Here is a 17,782-nt window from a genome sequence, read left to right as displayed (position 1 = left end):
CGGAAACGAGGTCAGGCGTCCTCGCTCCGGCGGGAGCCGCGGCGCAGCGTCGCGAGGGCGTCGTTCCAGCCGGCCGCGTAGGCGACGGCCTCGCGGCGGTTGACTTCGGCGTACAGCGTGCCGAGCAACGCTCTCTTGTCGAGGGCCGCGGGCCCGTCCAGCAGCTGGGCGAGGCGGTCGTGGAGCGGGATGTGCGGTCGCGATGCCTCGGCCTCGGCCTGCTGGGTCATGGACGCCTGCCTTCCGGTTGCTTGCCCGTGCGTGCGTGGCGGCGCCGCGGAGTGAGGCGGGGGCACCACGTTTTCGAACTACTGTGCGAACAGAGTGTGGAACATCTGTTCGGTGTTTGTCGAGCGGGAAACGTCTGACGGCGTGTCTTCATCCGTATCCCGGGTAGGGGTTGGTCCTGAACGGAGCTGGTGTTCGAGCCGGGGTACCCTGGAGGACGCGTTCCCCGGGCCTGACACAGTCGGGGGGCGGGGGGCGCGAGGGGCGCGTGGGGACCCCAGGGGGTTGGAAGGCAGTGCTGACGCATGGACACGGAGCCGGGCGCTAACCGGCGGGAACGGGCCACAGACTGGCTTGAATCCCACCCGGACCTGCCCCATCTCTTCGCACGCCTCGCAGAGCTCGTCCACGTCGCCGGGTACGCCCCGGAGGACCTCGTCGTCATGCCCCGCGCCGAAGTGGACCGACGGGAGACCGCCGCGTTCACCGCGGGCTGGGCCGAGGCCGTGTCGGACGAACTCCCGCGCATCCGCAGGGAGTACGAGAGACGCGTTGCGGACGCATACGCCCAAGGGCAGGGTGACGCGCGTGGAATCCGCCGCCCGCAACGGCGTACGGACGTCAGCCAGGACGGGGCCCGGGTCATCCCGCTGCCCTTCGCCCGGCTGCTCGAACCGCCGGCCGTGGTCGTCCAGGCCGAGGAGCGGGTCCGCCGGGAGCGCGAGCTGTTCGAACAGCGCCCCGAGCCGGAGCCCGTGCACGAGGTCGAGCCCGAGCCCGATCCCGCGTACGTCCCCGAGCCCAAGCCCGAGCCCGGGCCGGAGCCTGCGGCCGAGCGCGCGCCCGAGCCGGAGGCGGACGTCCTGGTGACCGCCCAGGAAAGCCGCACCCGCAGGAACGCCCAGTCGGTGCGGAAGGTCGTCCGCGGCAAGGGCGGCCGCCCGATCGTGCCGCCGCTCGCCGGCGTGCCGGCCCAGACCGGCGGCGGCCCCGAACGGCGCGCCGCCGACCCGGGCGAGGCGGACGCGCGCGCGAGCGCGCGTGGCCGCCGGCTCTCCGACCGGGCCAAGGCCCTGGAGGAGGAGCTGGCCGCCGAGCGAGCACAGCAAGCGCCCCCGGAGCCCGCTCCCTGACGGGAACGGGCTTCGGGGGCCGTGGGGAGTGAGTGTGACTTCTGCGGCTGGGGAGGTCAGCCGAAGAACCGGGCGAGCTGGTGCGGGGAGATGGCCGGAGTGGCCTCTTCCGAAGCCTCCCCGTCCCGCTCCTCCTCGTCCTCGTCGTCCACTCCCGGACGCGGGACCGGCTTCGGGGGATCGGGCTGATCGCCGTCCTCGTCGGTATTGACCATCTGGAACATCCAGTTGGAGACGGCCAGATGGTCCACGGCCGCGGCGAGGAGGTGATCACTGATCGACCACTCCGCCGCCTCCCCGTGCAGCTGCCGCTGTACCGCGCCGTCCTGCGGAAGGTGCTTGATCAGCACCATCAGCCGCCGGCTGGACAGTTCGCCCCGGTGCCAGTCGAGGAGGTCGACGTTGTAGTGACGGAGCAGGTCGGCTTCGAGGGCCTCGGCGTGTTCGTCGACGAACTCGACGAGGCTCAGTCTTCCCCCAGGCCGAGCCCGGTCTCCTTGCCGTAGGCCTCCAGGATGGCGGCGATGTCCTGCATCGTGAGGTCGTGCTCCTCGAAGCGGACGTACTGCTCCTCACCCATCAGGAGTTCGAGCAGACCGTCCACGTCGTTGTCGTCGAGCTTGCGCAGGGCCTTCGCGGTCTTGCGGGAGAGCTCGGTGGGCAGCGTGTAGGACTCGCCGTCCAGCTCGAAGGACCAGGTGCGGCCGTGGGCCTCCAGTCGCTGGGCGCGAGCGGCGTTGACGTCGAAACGGGCCATGGTGTGCGTACTCCTTGTTCGCGTGGTGCGCGTGGGTGAAGAGGAGAAGGGGCGGGGGGGGGGGGGGGGGGGGGGGGCCCCCCCCCCCCCCCGGACGGGATCCCTGCCGAGGACGGACCTCCGCAGGGAGCCCTGTGGGGATGGATCAGACGGACGCGCTGTACTGCGTGTCCTTCATGAGGAAGGTCGCCAGCGGCTTGCCGTCGCCGTTCGACATAGCGCTGAAGGTGACGCCGAGGGTGGCGGCACCCTTGCGGTTCAGCTTGATGTCGTCGGTGGCGGTCACCTGGCCGCGCGGGATGATGAAGCGGTAGGTGACGGCGGTGGTGCCACCGGCCTTGACGTCGGTGAACTCCAGGCCGAGGGCGCGGGCGTCCGCGAACGGGCGCTCGGCGATGTCGTACGTGTAGACGTCGGTCGCCGGGGCCGGGGCGGCCTTGACGCTGCCACCGCCCATGAAGAACGGCAGCGTGTCCTCGTTGAACTGGAGCAGCGAGAACTTCAGGGACAGGTCACGGGCCGAGTAGATGTAGTGGATCGGGGAGACCGACTGCCACGAGTCGATGGCCTCCAGCTTGTCCTTCTTCGAGAAGGTGACGCCGTCACCGGTGGTGTAGCCGAGGTTCGTCCAGGTCGTGGACGCCCAGTCGGTCGCCGGGTCCGCACCGAAGGCCGGGGCGGTGGCACCGGCGTTGGCGACGAAGAGCTTGCCGACGCCGGCGACGCGGATCTCGGCGGAGTTGTTTCCTGCCATGGTGGGGTTTCTCCTTGGTGAGAGGGTGAGGGCGCCGCCCCGGCCGGAGGGACTCCGGGTCCGGGTACGGCAAAGGCCCCGCCGGATGGGCCGGCGAGGCCTGGTCTGTGGGGAGCGGCCGCGAGGGCGACGAGCTCGGAGTGGGGCGCGGAAGCGCGCGGAGGCGCGGAAGCGCGTGGAGGCGCGGAAGCGCGCGGCGGTGCGGAGGCGCGCGGCGGTGCGCGGAGGTCTAGAAGACGTCCAGCGAGAGCTGGATGACGCAGAGGTAGCGGTTGGCGCCGCGGTAGAGGTAGTCGGGCATCCAACGCGGCCCGTCCTGCTCCTCGACGTCGCTCACGAAGGCGTTGCCGAGCTGCTTGCCCATCGTGGCGAGCAGCGCCTTGCGGGCCGCGTTCGCCGTGACGTGGGCCGCGGTCTTCGTCGGTCCGTACACCTCGAACTCGATCAGCGGCTTGTCGACGTGCAGGTCGCCGATCCAGGCGCCGCCGCGGCGGTTCACCAGGACGGCGTTCTGCGTGCCGTCGAAGCCGGCGGCCGCCTGGGCGGCGACCGTGACGCCGGCCAGCGCCGGGTCGGCCTTGAGGACGTCGACGACCAGCTTCTCGACGTCCGGGAACGCACTCGGGGGAGTGGTCATGACGATGCTCCTCAGGAGACGGGGGCTTGGTGGCGGGGTGCCGTCCGGGGCGCTCGACGCGGGGAAGGGGGCGAGGGCGCGGAGCGCTCCCGGACGGCGTGCGGCGGAGTCTGCGGCCCGTCTCGCGGGCACAGCTCCGCCGCTGCACCAACTGTGACAGAGAGCGTGCGCGCACGCAACTAGTTCGGTGATCAGATCCGTCGATCTCGAAAAAGCCCAGGTGGGAGGCGTAGGAGCGGGTCTAGGACTCCGGCCGGACGGCCGCTAGGTTGGGGATCCGCCCGCCTCAGCAGCCCCAGGAGCCGCCCGTGTCACCCGCCCGACCCCGTCTCCTCTACGTCACCGACCTCGCCTATCCCGCCCGCGGGCGGCGCTACTGCGACGAGGACATCGACCTGACCGCCCGGCTGCGGGCGCACTTCGACCTGGCGCTGTGCCACCCGGGCGAGGCCGCGGCCCTGATGGACGGCTTCGACGCCGTCGTCGTCCGCAACAGCGGGCCCGTCCTGCACTACCGGGAGGACTACGACGCCTTCCGCGCCCGGGCGGAAGCGCTCGGCGCCCGCGTGTACAACCCGCTGCACGGGCGCGGGGACATGGCAGGCAAGCAGTACCTGCTCGACCTCACCGCCGCCGGCTATCCCGTCATCCCGACCGTCGACCGGGCCGAGGACCTCGGCCGGCTGCCCGAGGCCGTGGAGTACGTGGTCAAACCCAAGGCCGGCGCCGACTCCATAGGCCTGGAGTTCCTGCCGTACGAGCGCCTCGCCGGGCTCGCGTACGGAGGCGTCCTCGTCCAGCCGCGCGTCGACTTCGCGTACGAGGTGTCCTTCTACTTCGTCGACGACCGCTTCCAGTACGCCCTCCACGCCCCCGACCCCGAGCGGCGCTGGGTCCTGGAGCCGTACGAGGCCACCGAGGCCGACCTCGCCTTCGCCCGCCGCTTCGTCGACTGGAACACGCTCGACCACGGCATCCAGCGCGTCGACGCCTGCCGTACGCGGGAGGGCGAGCTGCTGCTTGTCGAACTGGAGGACCTCAATCCGTATCTGTCCCTGGACCGGGTTCCGGAGAAGACCAGGGAGGCGTTCGTGGCGGCGATGACGGAGTCGCTGCACGACTTCCTGAGCGCGTCAGGCGCATGACGACAGCGAAAGCGCCCCGTGTCTCTCGTGAGAGACACGGGGCGCTTCGCGATGCGGCGACGAGGTGACTAGGCGAGGCGAGGGCGGCGGCGGGCCGCGCGCTCCGCGGCGAAGACGTCCTCCAGGCGGAAGAGCTGCGCCCGGCCGGCCTTGCCCGCCGCCCGCAGGTGGCCCAGCTGGACCCACTTGCGGATGGTCGCCGGGGCGACTCCCGCCTCCTCGGCGGCGAGCGGGCCCGGGATCAGCGCGGGCAGGGAAAGCGCGGTCGAGCTCAGCATGAGGTCTCCTTGGTGTCGTCCATCGCCGCTTCGATCTCGTCCGTACGCGCTCCCGACGCGTCCGCCAGCGCCGCCCAGTCGTCCTCCGGCCACAGGTGCCGGTAGGAGGGGTCGTCCTGGCAGCCGCAGGCGCCGTCGGTGCAGACGCAGGCCGGGTTCACGCACAGCACCGCGCGCCGGTCCGGGAAGGCCCGCAGCGACACCGAGTCGCACCAAGGGCAGCGGCCGGAGACCCGTACGACGGTCTCCGCGTCGCCGAGCGTGCGCGCGCAGCGGCGGGCCATGCGGCGGATCTCGTCCCGTACGTGCCGGGCGAGCAGGGCGTGTCCGGCGATCTCGTCCAGGAGCCCGACGACCCGGCGGAGCCGCTCGACGACACCGGCGCGGCGCGGCCGCGGCAGACCGAGGCGGGCGCAGACGGCCTCCTCCAGCTCCACCACGCCGTCGGTGATGTCGCGGATGGCGTCCGAGATGTGCAGCCGGATCGGCGCGGCGCCGTGGCCGGGGACGGACAGGCCGTGCCGCTGCTCCAGGAGCAGCGCCTCCCGGCGCTCGGCGCGGATCAGCTCGTCGCGGCCGGGGTGCGGGGCGGTGGGCGCGCTGCCGGCGGGCGCGCGGCGGCCGGGCGCCAGCTCCTCGCTGAGCTCGGGGAACTGCCGTACGAGGGAGGCGGTCCAGAGGGTGATGTCCCGGACGATCCGCTCGTCGGCCGCGGCGGTGGCCGGCTCGTACGGGTCAGTCACGGCCGCCTCCGGAGGTGGCGAGCAGGAGTGAGCGGCCGGCGGCGTCGAGGGCGCCGGCGAGTGCGGTCGCCTCGTCGCGGGCCTCGGTGGTGCCGGGCGTCCCGGGCGTCTCGGGGGCCTCGGCGGCCTGGCCGCGGCGGCGGCGCGGCTTCACCGGGCGGCCGTTGCGCCACAGGCGGCCCGCGCAGACGCCGTCGAACCAGCTCTCGGCCGGGGCGACGGCCGCTTCGCACTCGCGGCTGACGGGGCAGACGGCGCAGGCCCGCAGGGCCGGGGCCGCCTCCTTGCCGCGACGGGAGAAGACGACGGACGGGGAGAGGCCGGCGCATGCGGCGGCGGCCTGCCATGGGGAGGTGTCGTGCTGGTGCAAGGTGGATCTCCACGTTCCGGGGCCCCGTAACCCATGGGGCGTATGGGGCCCTTGGGACTCAGGAGACCGACGAGTGCGGCGAGCAGCACGATAGGCATGTTGCGTGCGAGCTCGCAACTAGCTTCATGGAGACCCCTTCACCGATTCGACACGATTGCGTGCCCGAAAGCACGTAATTCCGTGCGCGCAAGCACGCTAAAGTAAGGGGCCCGAAGGGTGGGGGAATAAGAGGGAGCGGTACACATATGAGCACTCAAGGGCTCGACGAGTTCGCGGGATGGGTCGAGGACCTGATGCGGGCGCGCGGCTACGACATCGACAGCCCCCGCGGTGGAGGGAAGTCCCGGATCGCCGACGAGGCGGGCGTGCATCGCGCCGCCGTCACGCGGCTGCTGCAGCGGCAGAGCATGCCGGACCTGGAGACCATGCGCAGGATCGCCCCGCTCCTCGGGGTCTCGGTCCGCGACATGCTGATCCGGTCGGGTCGTGTGACGCCGGAGGAGCTGCCGCTGGCGGCGGACCTGCTGCCGCCGGGCGACTGGCAGCCGACGATGGAGGACTTCGCGCGCTGGCTCGGCGTCCCCGACGAGCGGATGGACGTCTTCGTCAAGGTCGTGACGCAGTTCCTGGAGCCGGAGTCGGAGGGCGGCGACCCGGCCGCCGCCCGCCGCGCCGCCCAGGACTGACCCGGGTCCGGACCCCGTGTCCGGACCGGCGTCCGCCCCGCCCCGACCTGCCCGCACGTCCGACCCCGCCGGCGACCACTTCGTCCGGCCCCGCCACCCCGGCCGCAGCGCCCGGGCCTCCGGCCCCGCGCGGGCCGGGGCCGGTCGACCGTCGGCCCGCGCGCCCGGCGCCCGACCACGCCGCCCGCGCGCGGCCGATCCTGCGCGCACCGGCCGCCCGACGCCGCGCTCGCCGGCGCCCGCGCTCACCGGCCCGCGGCCGGCACCCGCGCCCGCGCGCGGGCGGCCCTGCGCCGGCCGACCGACCGGCGCCGCTCGTCGGCCCGCGGCCCGCGGCCCGCGGCCGGCACTCGTGCCCGCGCTCGCCGGCGCCGCGCTCGTCGGCCCGCGGTCGGCACCCTCGCCGGCAGGCGGCCCCGCGCCCCTCGGCGTATCATGCGCGCGGCCCTTCGCGTGGCGGATTCCGGCACGTCGGGCGGGGCGTGGGGTGCGTGGGCATTTGTTTTGACCGGAGTCCATGCGATAGGTACGCTCATGCCTTGTGCCTGGGGTGTGCCCGGAGCCGTGTGCGTGTCCTCAACCGCACGCGGAGTTCCGAGACCGGCCGCCGCAATCCGCGCTTTTTTCCGCCCCCGGCGGAGGTCCGCGCGATTCGACACACCCGACCGCGTGGGTCGGCGACGTTCCAGGTTAGTTTTACCGACGGCACACAGAAACCGGAGAAGTAGTGCCTACGATCCAGCAGCTGGTCCGTAAGGGCCGGCAGGACAAGGTCGAGAAGAACAAGACGCCCGCACTCGAGGGTTCCCCTCAGCGTCGCGGCGTCTGCACGCGTGTGTTCACGACCACCCCGAAGAAGCCGAACTCGGCCCTCCGTAAGGTCGCGCGTGTGCGTCTGACCTCGGGCATCGAGGTCACGGCCTACATTCCGGGTGAGGGTCACAACCTGCAGGAGCACTCCATCGTGCTCGTGCGCGGTGGCCGTGTGAAGGACCTGCCGGGTGTTCGTTACAAGATCATCCGCGGTTCCCTCGACACGCAGGGCGTCAAGAACCGTAAGCAGGCTCGCAGCCGCTACGGCGCCAAGAAGGAGAAGTAAGAATGCCTCGTAAGGGCCCCGCCCCGAAGCGCCCGGTCATCATCGACCCGGTCTACAGCTCTCCTCTTGTCACCTCGCTGATCAACAAGATCCTGCTGGACGGCAAGCGTTCCACCGCCGAGCGCATCGTGTACGGCGCCATGGAGGGTCTTCGTGAGAAGACCGGCCAGGACCCCGTCATCACGCTGAAGCGCGCTCTCGAGAACGTCAAGCCGTCCCTCGAGGTCAAGTCCCGCCGTGTCGGTGGCGCCACCTACCAGGTGCCGATCGAGGTCAAGCCCGGTCGCGCCTCCACCCTCGCGCTGCGCTGGCTGGTCGGCTACTCCCGCGCCCGTCGCGAGAAGACCATGACCGAGCGCCTCATGAACGAGCTCCTCGACGCCTCGAACGGCCTCGGTGCTTCGGTCAAGAAGCGCGAGGACACGCACAAGATGGCCGAGTCCAACAAGGCCTTCGCGCACTACCGCTGGTAGTCGCAACCCACATCGAGACCGAGAGAAGACTGAAGCCTTATGGCTACCACTTCGCTTGACCTGGCCAAGGTGCGCAACATCGGCATCATGGCCCACATCGACGCGGGCAAGACGACCACCACCGAGCGGATCCTGTTCTACACCGGCGTTTCGTACAAGATCGGTGAAGTCCACGACGGCGCTGCCACGATGGACTGGATGGAGCAGGAGCAGGAGCGCGGCATCACGATCACGTCCGCCGCGACGACCTGCCACTGGCCGCTCGAGGATGTCGATCACACGATCAACATCATCGACACGCCGGGTCACGTCGACTTCACCGTCGAGGTGGAGCGTTCGCTGCGCGTGCTCGACGGTGCTGTGACGGTGTTCGACGGCGTGGCCGGCGTCGAGCCGCAGTCCGAGACCGTCTGGCGTCAGGCGGACCGCTACGGCGTTCCGCGTATCTGCTTCGTCAACAAGCTCGACCGCACCGGTGCCGAGTTCTTCCGCTGCGTCGGCATGATCGAGGACCGCCTCGGCGCCCAGCCGATCGTCATGCAGCTCCCCATCGGTGCCGAGGCCGACTTCCAGGGCGTCATCGACCTCGTCCGCATGAAGGCTCTTGTCTGGTCCGCCGAGGCCACCAAGGGCGAGATGTACGACGTCGTCGACATCCCGGCTTCGCACACCGAGCTCGCCGACGAGTACCGCGGCAAGCTGATCGAGGCCGTCGCCGAGAACGACGAGGCGATCATGGAGCTGTACCTCGAGGGCGAGGAGCCCACCGAGGAGCAGCTGTACGCGGCCGTCCGCCGCATCACGATCGCCTCCGGCAAGTCCAAGGACACCACGGTCACCCCGGTGTTCTGTGGCACCGCGTTCAAGAACAAGGGTGTTCAGCCCCTGCTCGACGCGGTCGTGCGCTACCTCCCCTCCCCGCTTGACGTCGAGGCCATCGAGGGCCACGCCGTCAACGACCCGGAGGAGGTCGTCAAGCGCAAGCCGTCCGACGAGGAGCCGCTGTCGGCGCTCGCGTTCAAGATCATGAGCGACCCGCACCTCGGCAAGCTCACCTTCGTCCGCGTGTACTCCGGTCGCCTGGACTCCGGTTCTTCTGTCCTGAACTCCGTGAAGGGCAAGAAGGAGCGCATCGGCAAGATCTACCGCATGCACGCGAACAAGCGTGAGGAGATCGACTCGGTGGGCGCCGGCGACATCATCGCCGTGATGGGTCTCAAGCAGACCACCACCGGTGAGACGCTCTGTGACGACAAGGCCCCGGTCATCCTGGAGTCCATGGACTTCCCGGCCCCGGTCATCCAGGTCGCCATCGAGCCCAAGTCCAAGGGCGACCAGGAGAAGCTGGGTGTCGCCATCCAGCGTCTCGCGGAGGAGGACCCCTCCTTCCAGGTCCACTCGGACGAGGAGACCGGCCAGACCATCATCGGCGGTATGGGCGAGCTGCACCTCGAGGTGCTGGTCGACCGCATGCGCCGTGAGTTCAAGGTCGAGGCCAACGTCGGCAAGCCGCAGGTGGCCTACCGCGAGACGATCCGCAAGGCCGTCGAGCGCGTGGACTACACGCACAAGAAGCAGACCGGTGGTACGGGTCAGTTCGCCAAGGTCCAGATCGGCATCGAGCCGATCGAGGGCGGCGAGACCTCGTACGAGTTCGTGAACAAGGTCACCGGTGGCCGCATCCCGAAGGAGTACATCCCTTCGGTCGACGCCGGCGCGCAGGAGGCCATGCAGTTCGGCATCCTCGCCGGTTACGAGATGACCGGCGTCCGCGTGATCCTTCACGACGGTGCGTACCACGAGGTCGACTCCTCCGAGCTCGCGTTCAAGATCGCCGGTTCGCAGGCCTTCAAGGAGGCCGCGCGCAAGGCTTCTCCCGTGCTCCTTGAGCCGATGATGGCCGTCGAGGTCACCACTCCCGAGGACTACATGGGCGAGGTCATCGGCGACATCAACTCCCGCCGTGGCCAGATCCAGGCCATGGAGGAGCGTCACGGTGCCCGCATCGTGAAGGGCCTCGTGCCCCTGTCGGAGATGTTCGGCTACGTCGGCGACCTCCGCAGCAAGACCTCGGGTCGCGCAAGCTACTCGATGCAGTTCGACTCCTACGCCGAGGTTCCGCGGAACGTCGCCGAGGAGATCATCGCGAAGGCCAAGGGCGAGTAACTCTCCCGAGTTCACGCTTTAGGCTTGACACCGTTCGCCGGGGCTCGACCTCGAACCCGAGGAAGAGCCCCCGGCGGACGGCATCCCAGCAAAGATCACCTGGCGCCGATGAGTAAGGCGTACAGAACCACTCCACAGGAGGACCCCAGTGGCGAAGGCGAAGTTCGAGCGGACTAAGCCGCACGTCAACATCGGCACCATCGGTCACATTGACCACGGTAAGACGACCCTCACGGCCGCCATTACCAAGGTGCTGCACGACGCGTACCCGGACCTGAACGAGGCCTCGGCCTTCGACCAGATCGACAAGGCTCCTGAGGAGCGCCAGCGCGGTATCACGATCTCCATCGCGCACGTCGAGTACCAGACCGAGTCGCGTCACTACGCCCACGTCGACTGCCCCGGTCACGCGGACTACATCAAGAACATGATCACGGGTGCGGCGCAGATGGACGGCGCCATCCTCGTGGTCGCCGCCACCGACGGCCCGATGCCGCAGACCAAGGAGCACGTGCTCCTGGCCCGCCAGGTCGGCGTTCCGTACATCGTCGTCGCCCTGAACAAGGCCGACATGGTGGACGACGAGGAGATCCTGGAGCTCGTCGAGCTCGAGGTCCGTGAGCTCCTCACCGAGTACGAGTTCCCGGGCGACGACCTGCCGGTCGTCCGCGTCTCGGCGCTCAAGGCGCTCGAGGGCGACAAGGAGTGGGGCGAGAAGCTCCTCGGCCTCATGAAGGCCGTGGACGAGTCCATCCCGCAGCCCGAGCGTGACGTCGACAAGCCGTTCCTGATGCCGATCGAGGACGTCTTCACGATCACCGGTCGTGGCACCGTCGTCACCGGTCGTATCGAGCGTGGTGTCCTCAAGGTCAACGAGACCGTCGACATCATCGGCATCAAGACCGAGAAGACCACCACCACGGTCACCGGCATCGAGATGTTCCGCAAGCTGCTCGACGAGGGCCAGGCCGGTGAGAACGTCGGTCTGCTCCTCCGTGGCATCAAGCGCGAGGACGTCGAGCGCGGCCAGGTCATCATCAAGCCCGGTTCGGTCACGCCGCACACCGAGTTCGAGGCCCAGGCCTACATCCTGTCGAAGGACGAGGGTGGCCGTCACACCCCGTTCTTCAACAACTACCGCCCGCAGTTCTACTTCCGTACCACGGACGTGACCGGCGTCGTGACCCTCCCCGAGGGCACCGAGATGGTCATGCCGGGCGACAACACCTCCATGACCGTCGCGCTGATCCAGCCCGTCGCCATGGAGGAGGGCCTGAAGTTCGCCATCCGTGAGGGTGGCCGGACCGTCGGCGCCGGCCAGGTCACCAAGATCAACAAGTAAGTTCTTCCGAACTTCGTTGGTGTGACCTGGTAGCTCCTGGAGCTGCCTGAGAGAGCCCCGTACCGCATCCGCGGTGCGGGGCTCTCCGCTTTACCACCCCGGTGGCAACCGCAAACCTGATCTCCCGTAACATGCGGCGGTCAGCCGTTTGAAGACCGAACAGCGGTCTGAATCAGGGGTGGAGACAACTTGAAATCGGGACGTCGAGCACGTCGCAGGACGAGTACGCGGGTCAGCCGTACGGCGATCGGAGCCGCCCTCGCCGCCACCGCGGTCCTGGGCATCCAGGCCGTGGCCAACGGCGCCGGCACCGGGGAGGGCGACGGGGCCAAGGACAGCCCCGGTCTGTACAGCGCCGCCGCGGCCAAGGGCGCTGCCGCCAGTGAGCTGCACAAGCTCGCGCTGACCGACAAGGGCAAGGGCGAGGCCGCCCTCTCCCAGCGCTCCACGGAGCCCTTCGGTCTGCTCGGTGTGTCCTGGACCGACCAGAACGCCAAGATCAAGGGCACCATCGAGGCGCGCACCCGCAGCATCGAGACCGGCGAGTGGTCCCACTGGATCGAGCTGGAGCCGCACCCGGTGGGCATGGACGGCTACCGTCCCGGCGCGCCCGGCTCCACCGAGCCCGTCTGGGTCGGCGCCTCCGACGGCGCCGAGGTCCGCATCAGCGACGGCGCCGCCGCCGGCACCCTGCCCGCCGGCCTCAAGCTCAACATGGTCGACCCGGGCGGCGCGGGCGCCGCGGCCAAGCGCGACGGCGACCTCCACGCCGAGCCGGCCGGCTTCGTGGCCGCCGACCCGCCGACCACGCCGCCGAGCGTCCCCGGGCCGGCCTCCACCGCCCCGAAGCCGAAGATCGTCACCCGCGCCGAGTGGGGCGGCCAGGCGATCGAGGACAAGACGCCCGAGCCGGCCCAGTACCTGCCCGGCGGCAAGATCAAGGCCGCGTTCGTGCACCACACGACGAGCGCGGACTACGACTGCGCCCAGTCGGCCACCGTCGTGCGCAGCATCCTCGACTACCACGTGGACGTCGAGAAGTGGCGCGACATCGGCTACAACTTCCTCGTCGACAAGTGCGGCACCGTCTTCGAGGGCCGTAAGGGCGGCATCGACCAGCCCGTCTACGGCGCGCACACCTACGGCTGGAACGCCGAGTCGACCAGCGTCGCCTTCATCGGCGAGTACACCAACCAGACGGCGCCCGAGGCCGCGCTCGCCTCGGCCTCCAAGGTCATCGCGTACAAGCTCGGTCAGTACGGTGTCGACCCGCTCAGCAAGGCCACGCTGACCGCCGGCGCCACCCAGACCAACTTCTTCGGCCAGTCGTTCACCACCGGGCAGACGTACGCGTTCGACGCCGTCTCCGGCCACCGCAACGGCTTCAACACCCAGTGCCCCGGCAACAGCCTCTACCCGCAGCTGCCCACCATCCGCAGCTACGCCACGGGCTCCGTCTCCGGCCTCTCCGTCACCTCGCTGGGCGGCGCCACCAAGGCCGGCGCCGGCTACGAGACGCCCGGGCCGGTCACCGTGAACTGGTCCACCACCACCGCGAACACCTTCATCGACAAGTTCGAGGTGCTGGTCGACGGCCAGCCGGCGACCACCACCGCCGGGTCCGCGCGCAGCTGGTCCACCACGCTCACCGGCTACGGCGCCCACACCGTCGCCGTCCGCGGCACGCACACCTCCGGCAAGGTGACGACCTCGGCGCCGGTCACCGTGACCGTCCCGGGTCCGAAGACCTTCAAGCCGGTCACCCCGACCCGTCTGATGGACACCCGCTCCGGCCTCGGCATCGGCGGCGCGGCGAAGAAGATCGGCGCCGGCCAGGAGGCCGTCCTCCAGGTCACCGGCGCCAACGGCATCCCGGCCACCGGCGTGGGCGCGGTCGTCCTCAACGTGACCGCGACCAACCCGACCGACGTCAGCTTCGTCTCGGTCTACCCGAACGGCACCAACCGCACCAGCGCCTCCAACCTGAACTTCAACGCCGGGAAGACCATCCCGAACCTGGTGACCGTCCCGGTGATCGACGGCAAGGTGCGCTTCTACAACCACAACGGCTCGGTCGACCTGCTCGCCGACATCACCGGCTACTACCTCACCGACACCAGCGGCTCCACGCACGTCAACACCGGCCCGCAGCGGCTGATGGACACCCGTGAGGGCCTGGGCGTGCCGAAGGCCAAGGTCGGCGCCAGCGGTGTGGTCTCGCTCCAGGTCACCGGCGCCAACGGCATCCCGGAGACCGGCGTGACGGCCGTCGTCCTCAACGTGACGGCGACCAACCCGACCGCGGGCAGCTTCGTGTCCGTCTACCCGGGCGGCACCACCCGCACCTCCGCGTCGAACCTGAACTTCACCGCCGGCCAGACGATCCCCAACCTGGTGGTCGTGCCCGTGGGCGCCGACGGCAAGGTCAACTTCTACAACCGGGCCGGCACGGTCGACCTGCTCGCCGACGTCACCGGCTACTTCGTGTCCGGCACCGAGGGCGCCTCGCACATCAACCTCGGCCCGCTGCGGCTGATGGACACCCGCTCCGGCCTCGGCGTGGCCAAGGCCAAGATCGGTGCCGGCGGCGTCGCCAAGCTCCAGGTGACGGGCAAGAACGGCGTGCCCGCCACCGGCGTGACGGCGGTCGTCCTCAACGTGACGGCGACCAACCCGACGGCGGGCAGCTTCGTGTCCGTCTACCCGGGCGGTACGACCCGCACCTCCGCGTCGAACCTGAACTTCACCGCCGGGCTCACCATCCCGAACCTGGTCGTGGTTCCGGTCGGCGCCGACGGCAGCGTCGAGTTCTACAACAAGTCCGGCTCGGTCGACCTGCTCGCCGACATCACCGGCTACTTCACCAAGTGACCTGATTCCAGGCCGCGTTCGGGCCCGTCTCCCTTCCCGGGAGGCGGGCCCTTCCGCGTCGCAGGGGCCTCAGGAGGACGGGCGCCAGAGCCACGGCCGGGCGCCCGCGCCCAGGCCCACCACCACCGCGCCCCGGTGCAGCACCGGATCGCCGACCGGCGTCTCTCCCCGCGTACGGACGGACAGCCGGCCCCCGCGCGACAGCTGGACCCGGTGGCGCGGGTCGCGGCCGAGGAGCACCGGGCGGCCGTCCCTCCCGCGGGCCGCGGCCAGGCGGCCGTAGCCCTCGAAGGCCGGCGCCTCGCCGCGCGCGGCCCGCAGCCGCCCGTCGGCGGGCGCGCGGAAGAAGACCTGGACGCCGGCCGGGCCCGGCGCCGGAACCGCGGCGACCGGGTCGCCGGCCGGCGGCAGCGGCTCGGCGGCCACGCCGTCGACCCAGTGCAGGACGTGCGCCCGGCCCGCCGCCAGCAGATGGACGGCGCCCGCGTCGTCGACCAGCGCCGTCAGACCGTCCTGCACCTCCTCGGCGCCCGGCAGCGCCCGCCACGGGCCCCAGGCGCCGCCCACCTCCCGTACCCGCGTCGACACGCCCTTGTCCGCGTTCCGTACGAAGAGGTGCACCCGCCCGTCCGGAGCGGTGACCGCCACCGGCGCGCCGATCCGGCGGCCCCGGTCGTCCTCGCGCTCCGGGTTCCCGAGGCCCCGCCAGGCCAGGAACGGGCCACCGGGCGTGCGCTGCTCCAGCAGGACCAGCTCGCGCCGGTTGGCGCCGCCGCGGCCGGAGAGCGCCGCGAAGCGCACGCCGAGGAGCAGCACGCGGCCGTCGGCGAGCACGGCGGAGGCGAGCGCCGGCACCAGCGGGCCGCCGCCCAGGTCCTCGGGCTCGCCGAAGACACCGGACGCGCGCCCGGTCTCGCGCCAGCGGACCGCGCGCAGCCCGAGGACGCCGTACGCGGCGAGCCGGCCGTCCGGCTCCTCGGCCACGGCCGGACCGGCGGCGGGCCAGCGGTAGTGGGTGGAGCGCACCCAGCCCTTCCAGTTGGTCAGCGGCCGGTCGCCGCCGACGCCGTAGTCGCCGCAGCCGGACGGATTGCCGCAGTCCCAGGACGGGTCGCCGCCGTACGGGACGAGGTGGGCGGCCTTCTCGGCGAGGACCGCGGGCGGCAGGTTCTTGGGCCAGTGGCGGTTGTAGTAGCCGCGGAAGGCGTTCACCGTGAACGCCGGCACCGGCCCGCCGCGGGCGGTCGAGTCGGCGACCCAGCGCAGCAGCCCGGCCCAGGTGAAGCAGGCGACGGCGGTGTGGTCGCCGTGGTCGGAGTAGCCCGGCTGCTCGCTGTCGCGCTTGCGGGTGGCCTCCGGGCTGTGCTGGACGTCCGGGTCCGGGTCGAGGGTGTGCACGACGGTCGGCCGGTAGGAGGCCAGGAGCCCGGCGATCACCTCGACGAGCCGGTCGTGGTCGTAGGTGTCGGCGCGGGCGACGGGCGAGCCGGTGGACAGATGGGTGCGCAGTTCGAGGGCGCGGTCCTCCCACAGGGCGGGCAGCGCCATGGAGCGCAGCGGCGCGTGCATGGGCAGGTTGAGGAAGACCAGCTCGACCCGGCGGCCCTCGTGGACGAGGGTGTCGACCTCGGCGTGCCGCCCGCCCGCGAGCTCCACCGCCCGCCGCGTCCACGGCGTGAACGTTTCCGCGCCGAGCGCGTCCGCGTACGCCTGCCGAAGACCCTGGTGGCGGGCGGAGGAGTAGGCGGCCGGGTCCGGCCTGCTCTCCGGCATGCCCGCGATCCGGTTCTTGCCGTTGTGCTCGCCGGCCGTGACGTACACGGAGACGACCGGGACGCCGGCGTCGAGCAGCCGCTGCGTGTCCGGGTTCATGAAGTACAGGTCGTCGTCGGGATGCGCGGCGAACTGCATGAGCAGGGCGCGCCGGCCGGTCGAGACCGGCCGGCCCGGCGCCGGATCGGCGGAGGCCGCGTCACGGGGCGGCGCGGGCACCGAGCACCCGGCGACGGCCGCGGCCGCGAGACCGCCCGCCGCTCCCGCGAGCACCGTGCGCCGCGCCACCCTTCTGTTGTCGTCCACCGGTCGAGCGCCCCCGTACGTACGTGCGTGTGCCTGGTCGCGTGCGACTGGCTAGACGGAATCCCGGGGCGCGGGGTTCAGCGCCGGACGGGGCGCGTTCCGAGCGGCACGGCCGCCCGCACCCGCATCGGGCCGTCGGCGCGGCGGGACAGCAGCACGAGCTCGGTGACCCGGACGGAGAAGGTGCCGAGCAGCTCCTCGCACCTCGCCGCGAGGGCCCGCGGGTCGCGGGTGCGGCCGAGGGACAGATGCGGGGTGAAGGCCCGGGACTCCGCGCCGCACAGCGGGAACCGCTCCTCCAGCGCCTCCCGCAGCCGCGCCCACGGCTCGCCGCCGGCCGCCGCCGGATCCAGCCATACGGTGGAGTCCTCGCGGTGCCCGAACCAGTGCACGCCCTGGAGCCGGGCCCGGAACGGCGGGACCTCGCGCAGGGCGGCGGCGACCAGGACGCGGGCGACGACGAACTCGGACTCCGGCACGAAGCCGTAGAGCACGTTGACGTGCGGCGGCCAGCGGTGGACATGCCGGTCGTGCGCCCGCCGGACGTGCTGGATCGGCTCCCACAGGGCCTCGGGCGGCAGCCAGGCCACGGCGGTCCGGTACGTCGGCGGTACGGCGAGCACGCCACCGGCGGCGCCGTCCCGCGCGTCCGCCTCGGGCCGCACCCGGCCGGCCAGCGTCTCGTCCAGCCGGTCCACCCCGGAGGCCCGGTCCCAGACCAGCTCGCCGTCCGCCTCGAAGAACAGCACCCGGTGCCAGGGGATCTCGCCGCCCGCCACGAAATCGACCAGACCGATCCGCGTCGCCACGGCCGTCCCGCGCTCCGCGACGCCCATCACGAACCGCTCGGGATCCAGGCTCGGGTCCCACCGCACCCGGTGGTAGATCTCGTCACTGGTGCGCATGCTCCGCCTCTGCCCCGATCCGGCCGGTCACGAACTGATCAAGACGCCCTGACCAGCCTGTTCCGGCCGTCCGGCGGCATGAGAACGTCCGGATCGCACGAGGTGGAAGGCAAGCC

At 71.3% G+C, this 17,782-nt stretch carries 18 protein-coding genes; 8 read left to right on the top strand and 10 right to left on the bottom strand.

All coding sequences use genetic code 11. The features are described 5' to 3' along the window. Positions 1–11: 11 nt before the first annotated feature. On the bottom strand, positions 12–230 hold the full coding sequence (locus tag ACIGO8_RS04900; protein ID WP_399723776.1) for a hypothetical protein: 219 nt from the start codon (positions 228–230) through the stop codon (positions 12–14). A 441-nt stretch (positions 231–671) separates the two neighbouring features. Here ACIGO8_RS04900 and ACIGO8_RS04895 point away from each other — a divergent pair, with 441 nt between their 5' ends. Next, positions 672–1,361 carry a hypothetical protein gene (locus ACIGO8_RS04895; protein ID WP_399723773.1) on the top strand — a complete coding sequence of 230 codons (690 nt, stop codon included), beginning with the start codon at positions 672–674 and terminating at the stop codon, positions 1,359–1,361. 56 nt (positions 1,362–1,417) lie between these two features. Here the strand turns inward: ACIGO8_RS04895 and ACIGO8_RS04890 are convergent, their stop codons facing one another. The 4 genes from ACIGO8_RS04890 to ACIGO8_RS04875 form a co-directional block, all read right to left on the bottom strand. Next, positions 1,418–1,714, bottom strand: coding sequence for a hypothetical protein (locus ACIGO8_RS04890; RefSeq protein ID WP_399723770.1), 297 nt, complete (start codon positions 1,712–1,714; stop codon positions 1,418–1,420). A gap of 113 nt (positions 1,715–1,827) precedes the next feature. Further along, the gene (locus ACIGO8_RS04885; protein WP_030687847.1) at positions 1,828–2,118 is read right to left on the bottom strand and encodes a hypothetical protein; all 291 of its coding nucleotides are present in this window, start codon (positions 2,116–2,118) and stop codon (positions 1,828–1,830) included. 145 nt (positions 2,119–2,263) lie between these two features. Further along, on the bottom strand, positions 2,264–2,872 hold the full coding sequence (locus tag ACIGO8_RS04880; protein WP_399723767.1) for a phage tail protein: 609 nt from the start codon (positions 2,870–2,872) through the stop codon (positions 2,264–2,266). Between the two features lie 229 nt (positions 2,873–3,101). Further along, complete coding sequence (locus tag ACIGO8_RS04875) at positions 3,102–3,509, bottom strand: hypothetical protein (RefSeq protein WP_399723765.1); 408 nt, start codon at positions 3,507–3,509, stop codon at positions 3,102–3,104. Positions 3,510–3,817: 308 nt separating this feature from the next. Here ACIGO8_RS04875 and ACIGO8_RS04870 point away from each other — a divergent pair, with 308 nt between their 5' ends. After that, positions 3,818–4,654 carry a hypothetical protein gene (locus ACIGO8_RS04870; RefSeq protein WP_399723762.1) on the top strand — a complete coding sequence of 279 codons (837 nt, stop codon included), beginning with the start codon at positions 3,818–3,820 and terminating at the stop codon, positions 4,652–4,654. 68 nt (positions 4,655–4,722) lie between these two features. On the opposite strand, the gene ACIGO8_RS04865 is transcribed toward ACIGO8_RS04870, so the two are convergent. From ACIGO8_RS04865 to ACIGO8_RS04855, 3 genes are read right to left on the bottom strand one after another with little or no spacing between them, the layout of a single operon-like run. Beyond that, the gene (locus tag ACIGO8_RS04865) at positions 4,723–4,932 is read right to left on the bottom strand and encodes a hypothetical protein (protein ID WP_399723760.1); all 210 of its coding nucleotides are present in this window, start codon (positions 4,930–4,932) and stop codon (positions 4,723–4,725) included. Beyond that, positions 4,926–5,675 carry a hypothetical protein gene (locus tag ACIGO8_RS04860; protein ID WP_399723757.1) on the bottom strand — a complete coding sequence of 250 codons (750 nt, stop codon included), beginning with the start codon at positions 5,673–5,675 and terminating at the stop codon, positions 4,926–4,928. Before ACIGO8_RS04860 ends, ACIGO8_RS04865 begins: the two co-directional genes overlap by 7 nt. Next, positions 5,668–6,045, bottom strand: coding sequence for a WhiB family transcriptional regulator (locus ACIGO8_RS04855; RefSeq protein ID WP_399723754.1), 378 nt, complete (start codon positions 6,043–6,045; stop codon positions 5,668–5,670). Before ACIGO8_RS04855 ends, ACIGO8_RS04860 begins: the two co-directional genes overlap by 8 nt. 245 nt (positions 6,046–6,290) lie before the next feature. Between ACIGO8_RS04855 and ACIGO8_RS04850 the strand changes: the two genes are divergently transcribed. The 6 genes from ACIGO8_RS04850 (at position 6,291) to ACIGO8_RS04825 (ending at position 14,682) form a co-directional block, all read left to right on the top strand. After that, positions 6,291–6,731: a helix-turn-helix domain-containing protein gene (locus ACIGO8_RS04850; protein ID WP_399723752.1), complete on the top strand. Its 441-nt coding sequence runs from the start codon at positions 6,291–6,293 to the stop codon at positions 6,729–6,731. A gap of 727 nt (positions 6,732–7,458) precedes the next feature. Then, positions 7,459–7,830: a 30S ribosomal protein S12 gene (gene rpsL / locus ACIGO8_RS04845; RefSeq protein WP_003948652.1), complete on the top strand. Its 372-nt coding sequence runs from the start codon at positions 7,459–7,461 to the stop codon at positions 7,828–7,830. A 2-nt stretch (positions 7,831–7,832) separates the two neighbouring features. Next, the gene (rpsG, locus tag ACIGO8_RS04840) at positions 7,833–8,303 is read left to right on the top strand and encodes a 30S ribosomal protein S7 (protein WP_345486254.1); all 471 of its coding nucleotides are present in this window, start codon (positions 7,833–7,835) and stop codon (positions 8,301–8,303) included. A gap of 39 nt (positions 8,304–8,342) precedes the next feature. Continuing rightward, positions 8,343–10,469: an elongation factor G gene (gene fusA / locus ACIGO8_RS04835; RefSeq protein WP_399723747.1), complete on the top strand. Its 2,127-nt coding sequence runs from the start codon at positions 8,343–8,345 to the stop codon at positions 10,467–10,469. A 148-nt stretch (positions 10,470–10,617) separates the two neighbouring features. After that, on the top strand, positions 10,618–11,811 hold the full coding sequence (tuf, locus tag ACIGO8_RS04830; protein WP_399723745.1) for an elongation factor Tu: 1,194 nt from the start codon (positions 10,618–10,620) through the stop codon (positions 11,809–11,811). A 189-nt stretch (positions 11,812–12,000) separates the two neighbouring features. Next, positions 12,001–14,682 carry an N-acetylmuramoyl-L-alanine amidase gene (locus ACIGO8_RS04825; RefSeq protein WP_399723742.1) on the top strand — a complete coding sequence of 894 codons (2,682 nt, stop codon included), beginning with the start codon at positions 12,001–12,003 and terminating at the stop codon, positions 14,680–14,682. A 69-nt stretch (positions 14,683–14,751) separates the two neighbouring features. Here ACIGO8_RS04825 and ACIGO8_RS04820 read toward each other — a convergent pair whose 3' ends face one another. Both ACIGO8_RS04820 and ACIGO8_RS04815 read right to left on the bottom strand, forming a co-directional pair. Next, on the bottom strand, positions 14,752–16,761 hold the full coding sequence (locus ACIGO8_RS04820) for a PIG-L family deacetylase (protein WP_399723739.1): 2,010 nt from the start codon (positions 16,759–16,761) through the stop codon (positions 14,752–14,754). Positions 16,762–16,838: 77 nt separating this feature from the next. Continuing rightward, entirely contained in the window at positions 16,839–17,666 is an 828-nt protein-coding gene (locus ACIGO8_RS04815) for an RNA repair domain-containing protein (RefSeq protein WP_399723736.1), read from the bottom strand. Between the last annotated feature and the right edge of the window lie 116 nt (positions 17,667–17,782).

The organism is Streptomyces sp. NPDC053493, assembly GCF_044544825.1.
Classification (GTDB): Bacteria; Actinomycetota; Actinomycetes; order Streptomycetales; family Streptomycetaceae; genus Streptomyces.
Note: the sequence above shows the minus strand (reverse complement) of the source record. Positions and strands in the feature narration are given on the sequence as shown.

Coding starts and splice junctions, on each gene's coding strand:
- ACIGO8_RS04875 (WP_399723765.1), bottom strand. CDS start 3,509: ATGACCACTCCCCCGAGTGCGTTCCCGGACGTCGAGAAGCTGGTCGTC.
- ACIGO8_RS04895 (WP_399723773.1), top strand. CDS start 672: ATGCCCCGCGCCGAAGTGGACCGACGGGAGACCGCCGCGTTCACCGCG.
- ACIGO8_RS04885 (WP_030687847.1), bottom strand. CDS start 2,118: ATGGCCCGTTTCGACGTCAACGCCGCTCGCGCCCAGCGACTGGAGGCC.
- ACIGO8_RS04880 (WP_399723767.1), bottom strand. CDS start 2,872: ATGGCAGGAAACAACTCCGCCGAGATCCGCGTCGCCGGCGTCGGCAAG.
- ACIGO8_RS04890 (WP_399723770.1), bottom strand. CDS start 1,714: ATGGTGCTGATCAAGCACCTTCCGCAGGACGGCGCGGTACAGCGGCAG.
- ACIGO8_RS04900 (WP_399723776.1), bottom strand. CDS start 230: ATGACCCAGCAGGCCGAGGCCGAGGCATCGCGACCGCACATCCCGCTC.
- ACIGO8_RS04865 (WP_399723760.1), bottom strand. CDS start 4,932: ATGCTGAGCTCGACCGCGCTTTCCCTGCCCGCGCTGATCCCGGGCCCG.
- ACIGO8_RS04815 (WP_399723736.1), bottom strand. CDS start 17,666: ATGCGCACCAGTGACGAGATCTACCACCGGGTGCGGTGGGACCCGAGC.
- rpsG (WP_345486254.1), top strand. CDS start 7,833: ATGCCTCGTAAGGGCCCCGCCCCGAAGCGCCCGGTCATCATCGACCCG.
- ACIGO8_RS04850 (WP_399723752.1), top strand. CDS start 6,291: ATGAGCACTCAAGGGCTCGACGAGTTCGCGGGATGGGTCGAGGACCTG.
- fusA (WP_399723747.1), top strand. CDS start 8,343: ATGGCTACCACTTCGCTTGACCTGGCCAAGGTGCGCAACATCGGCATC.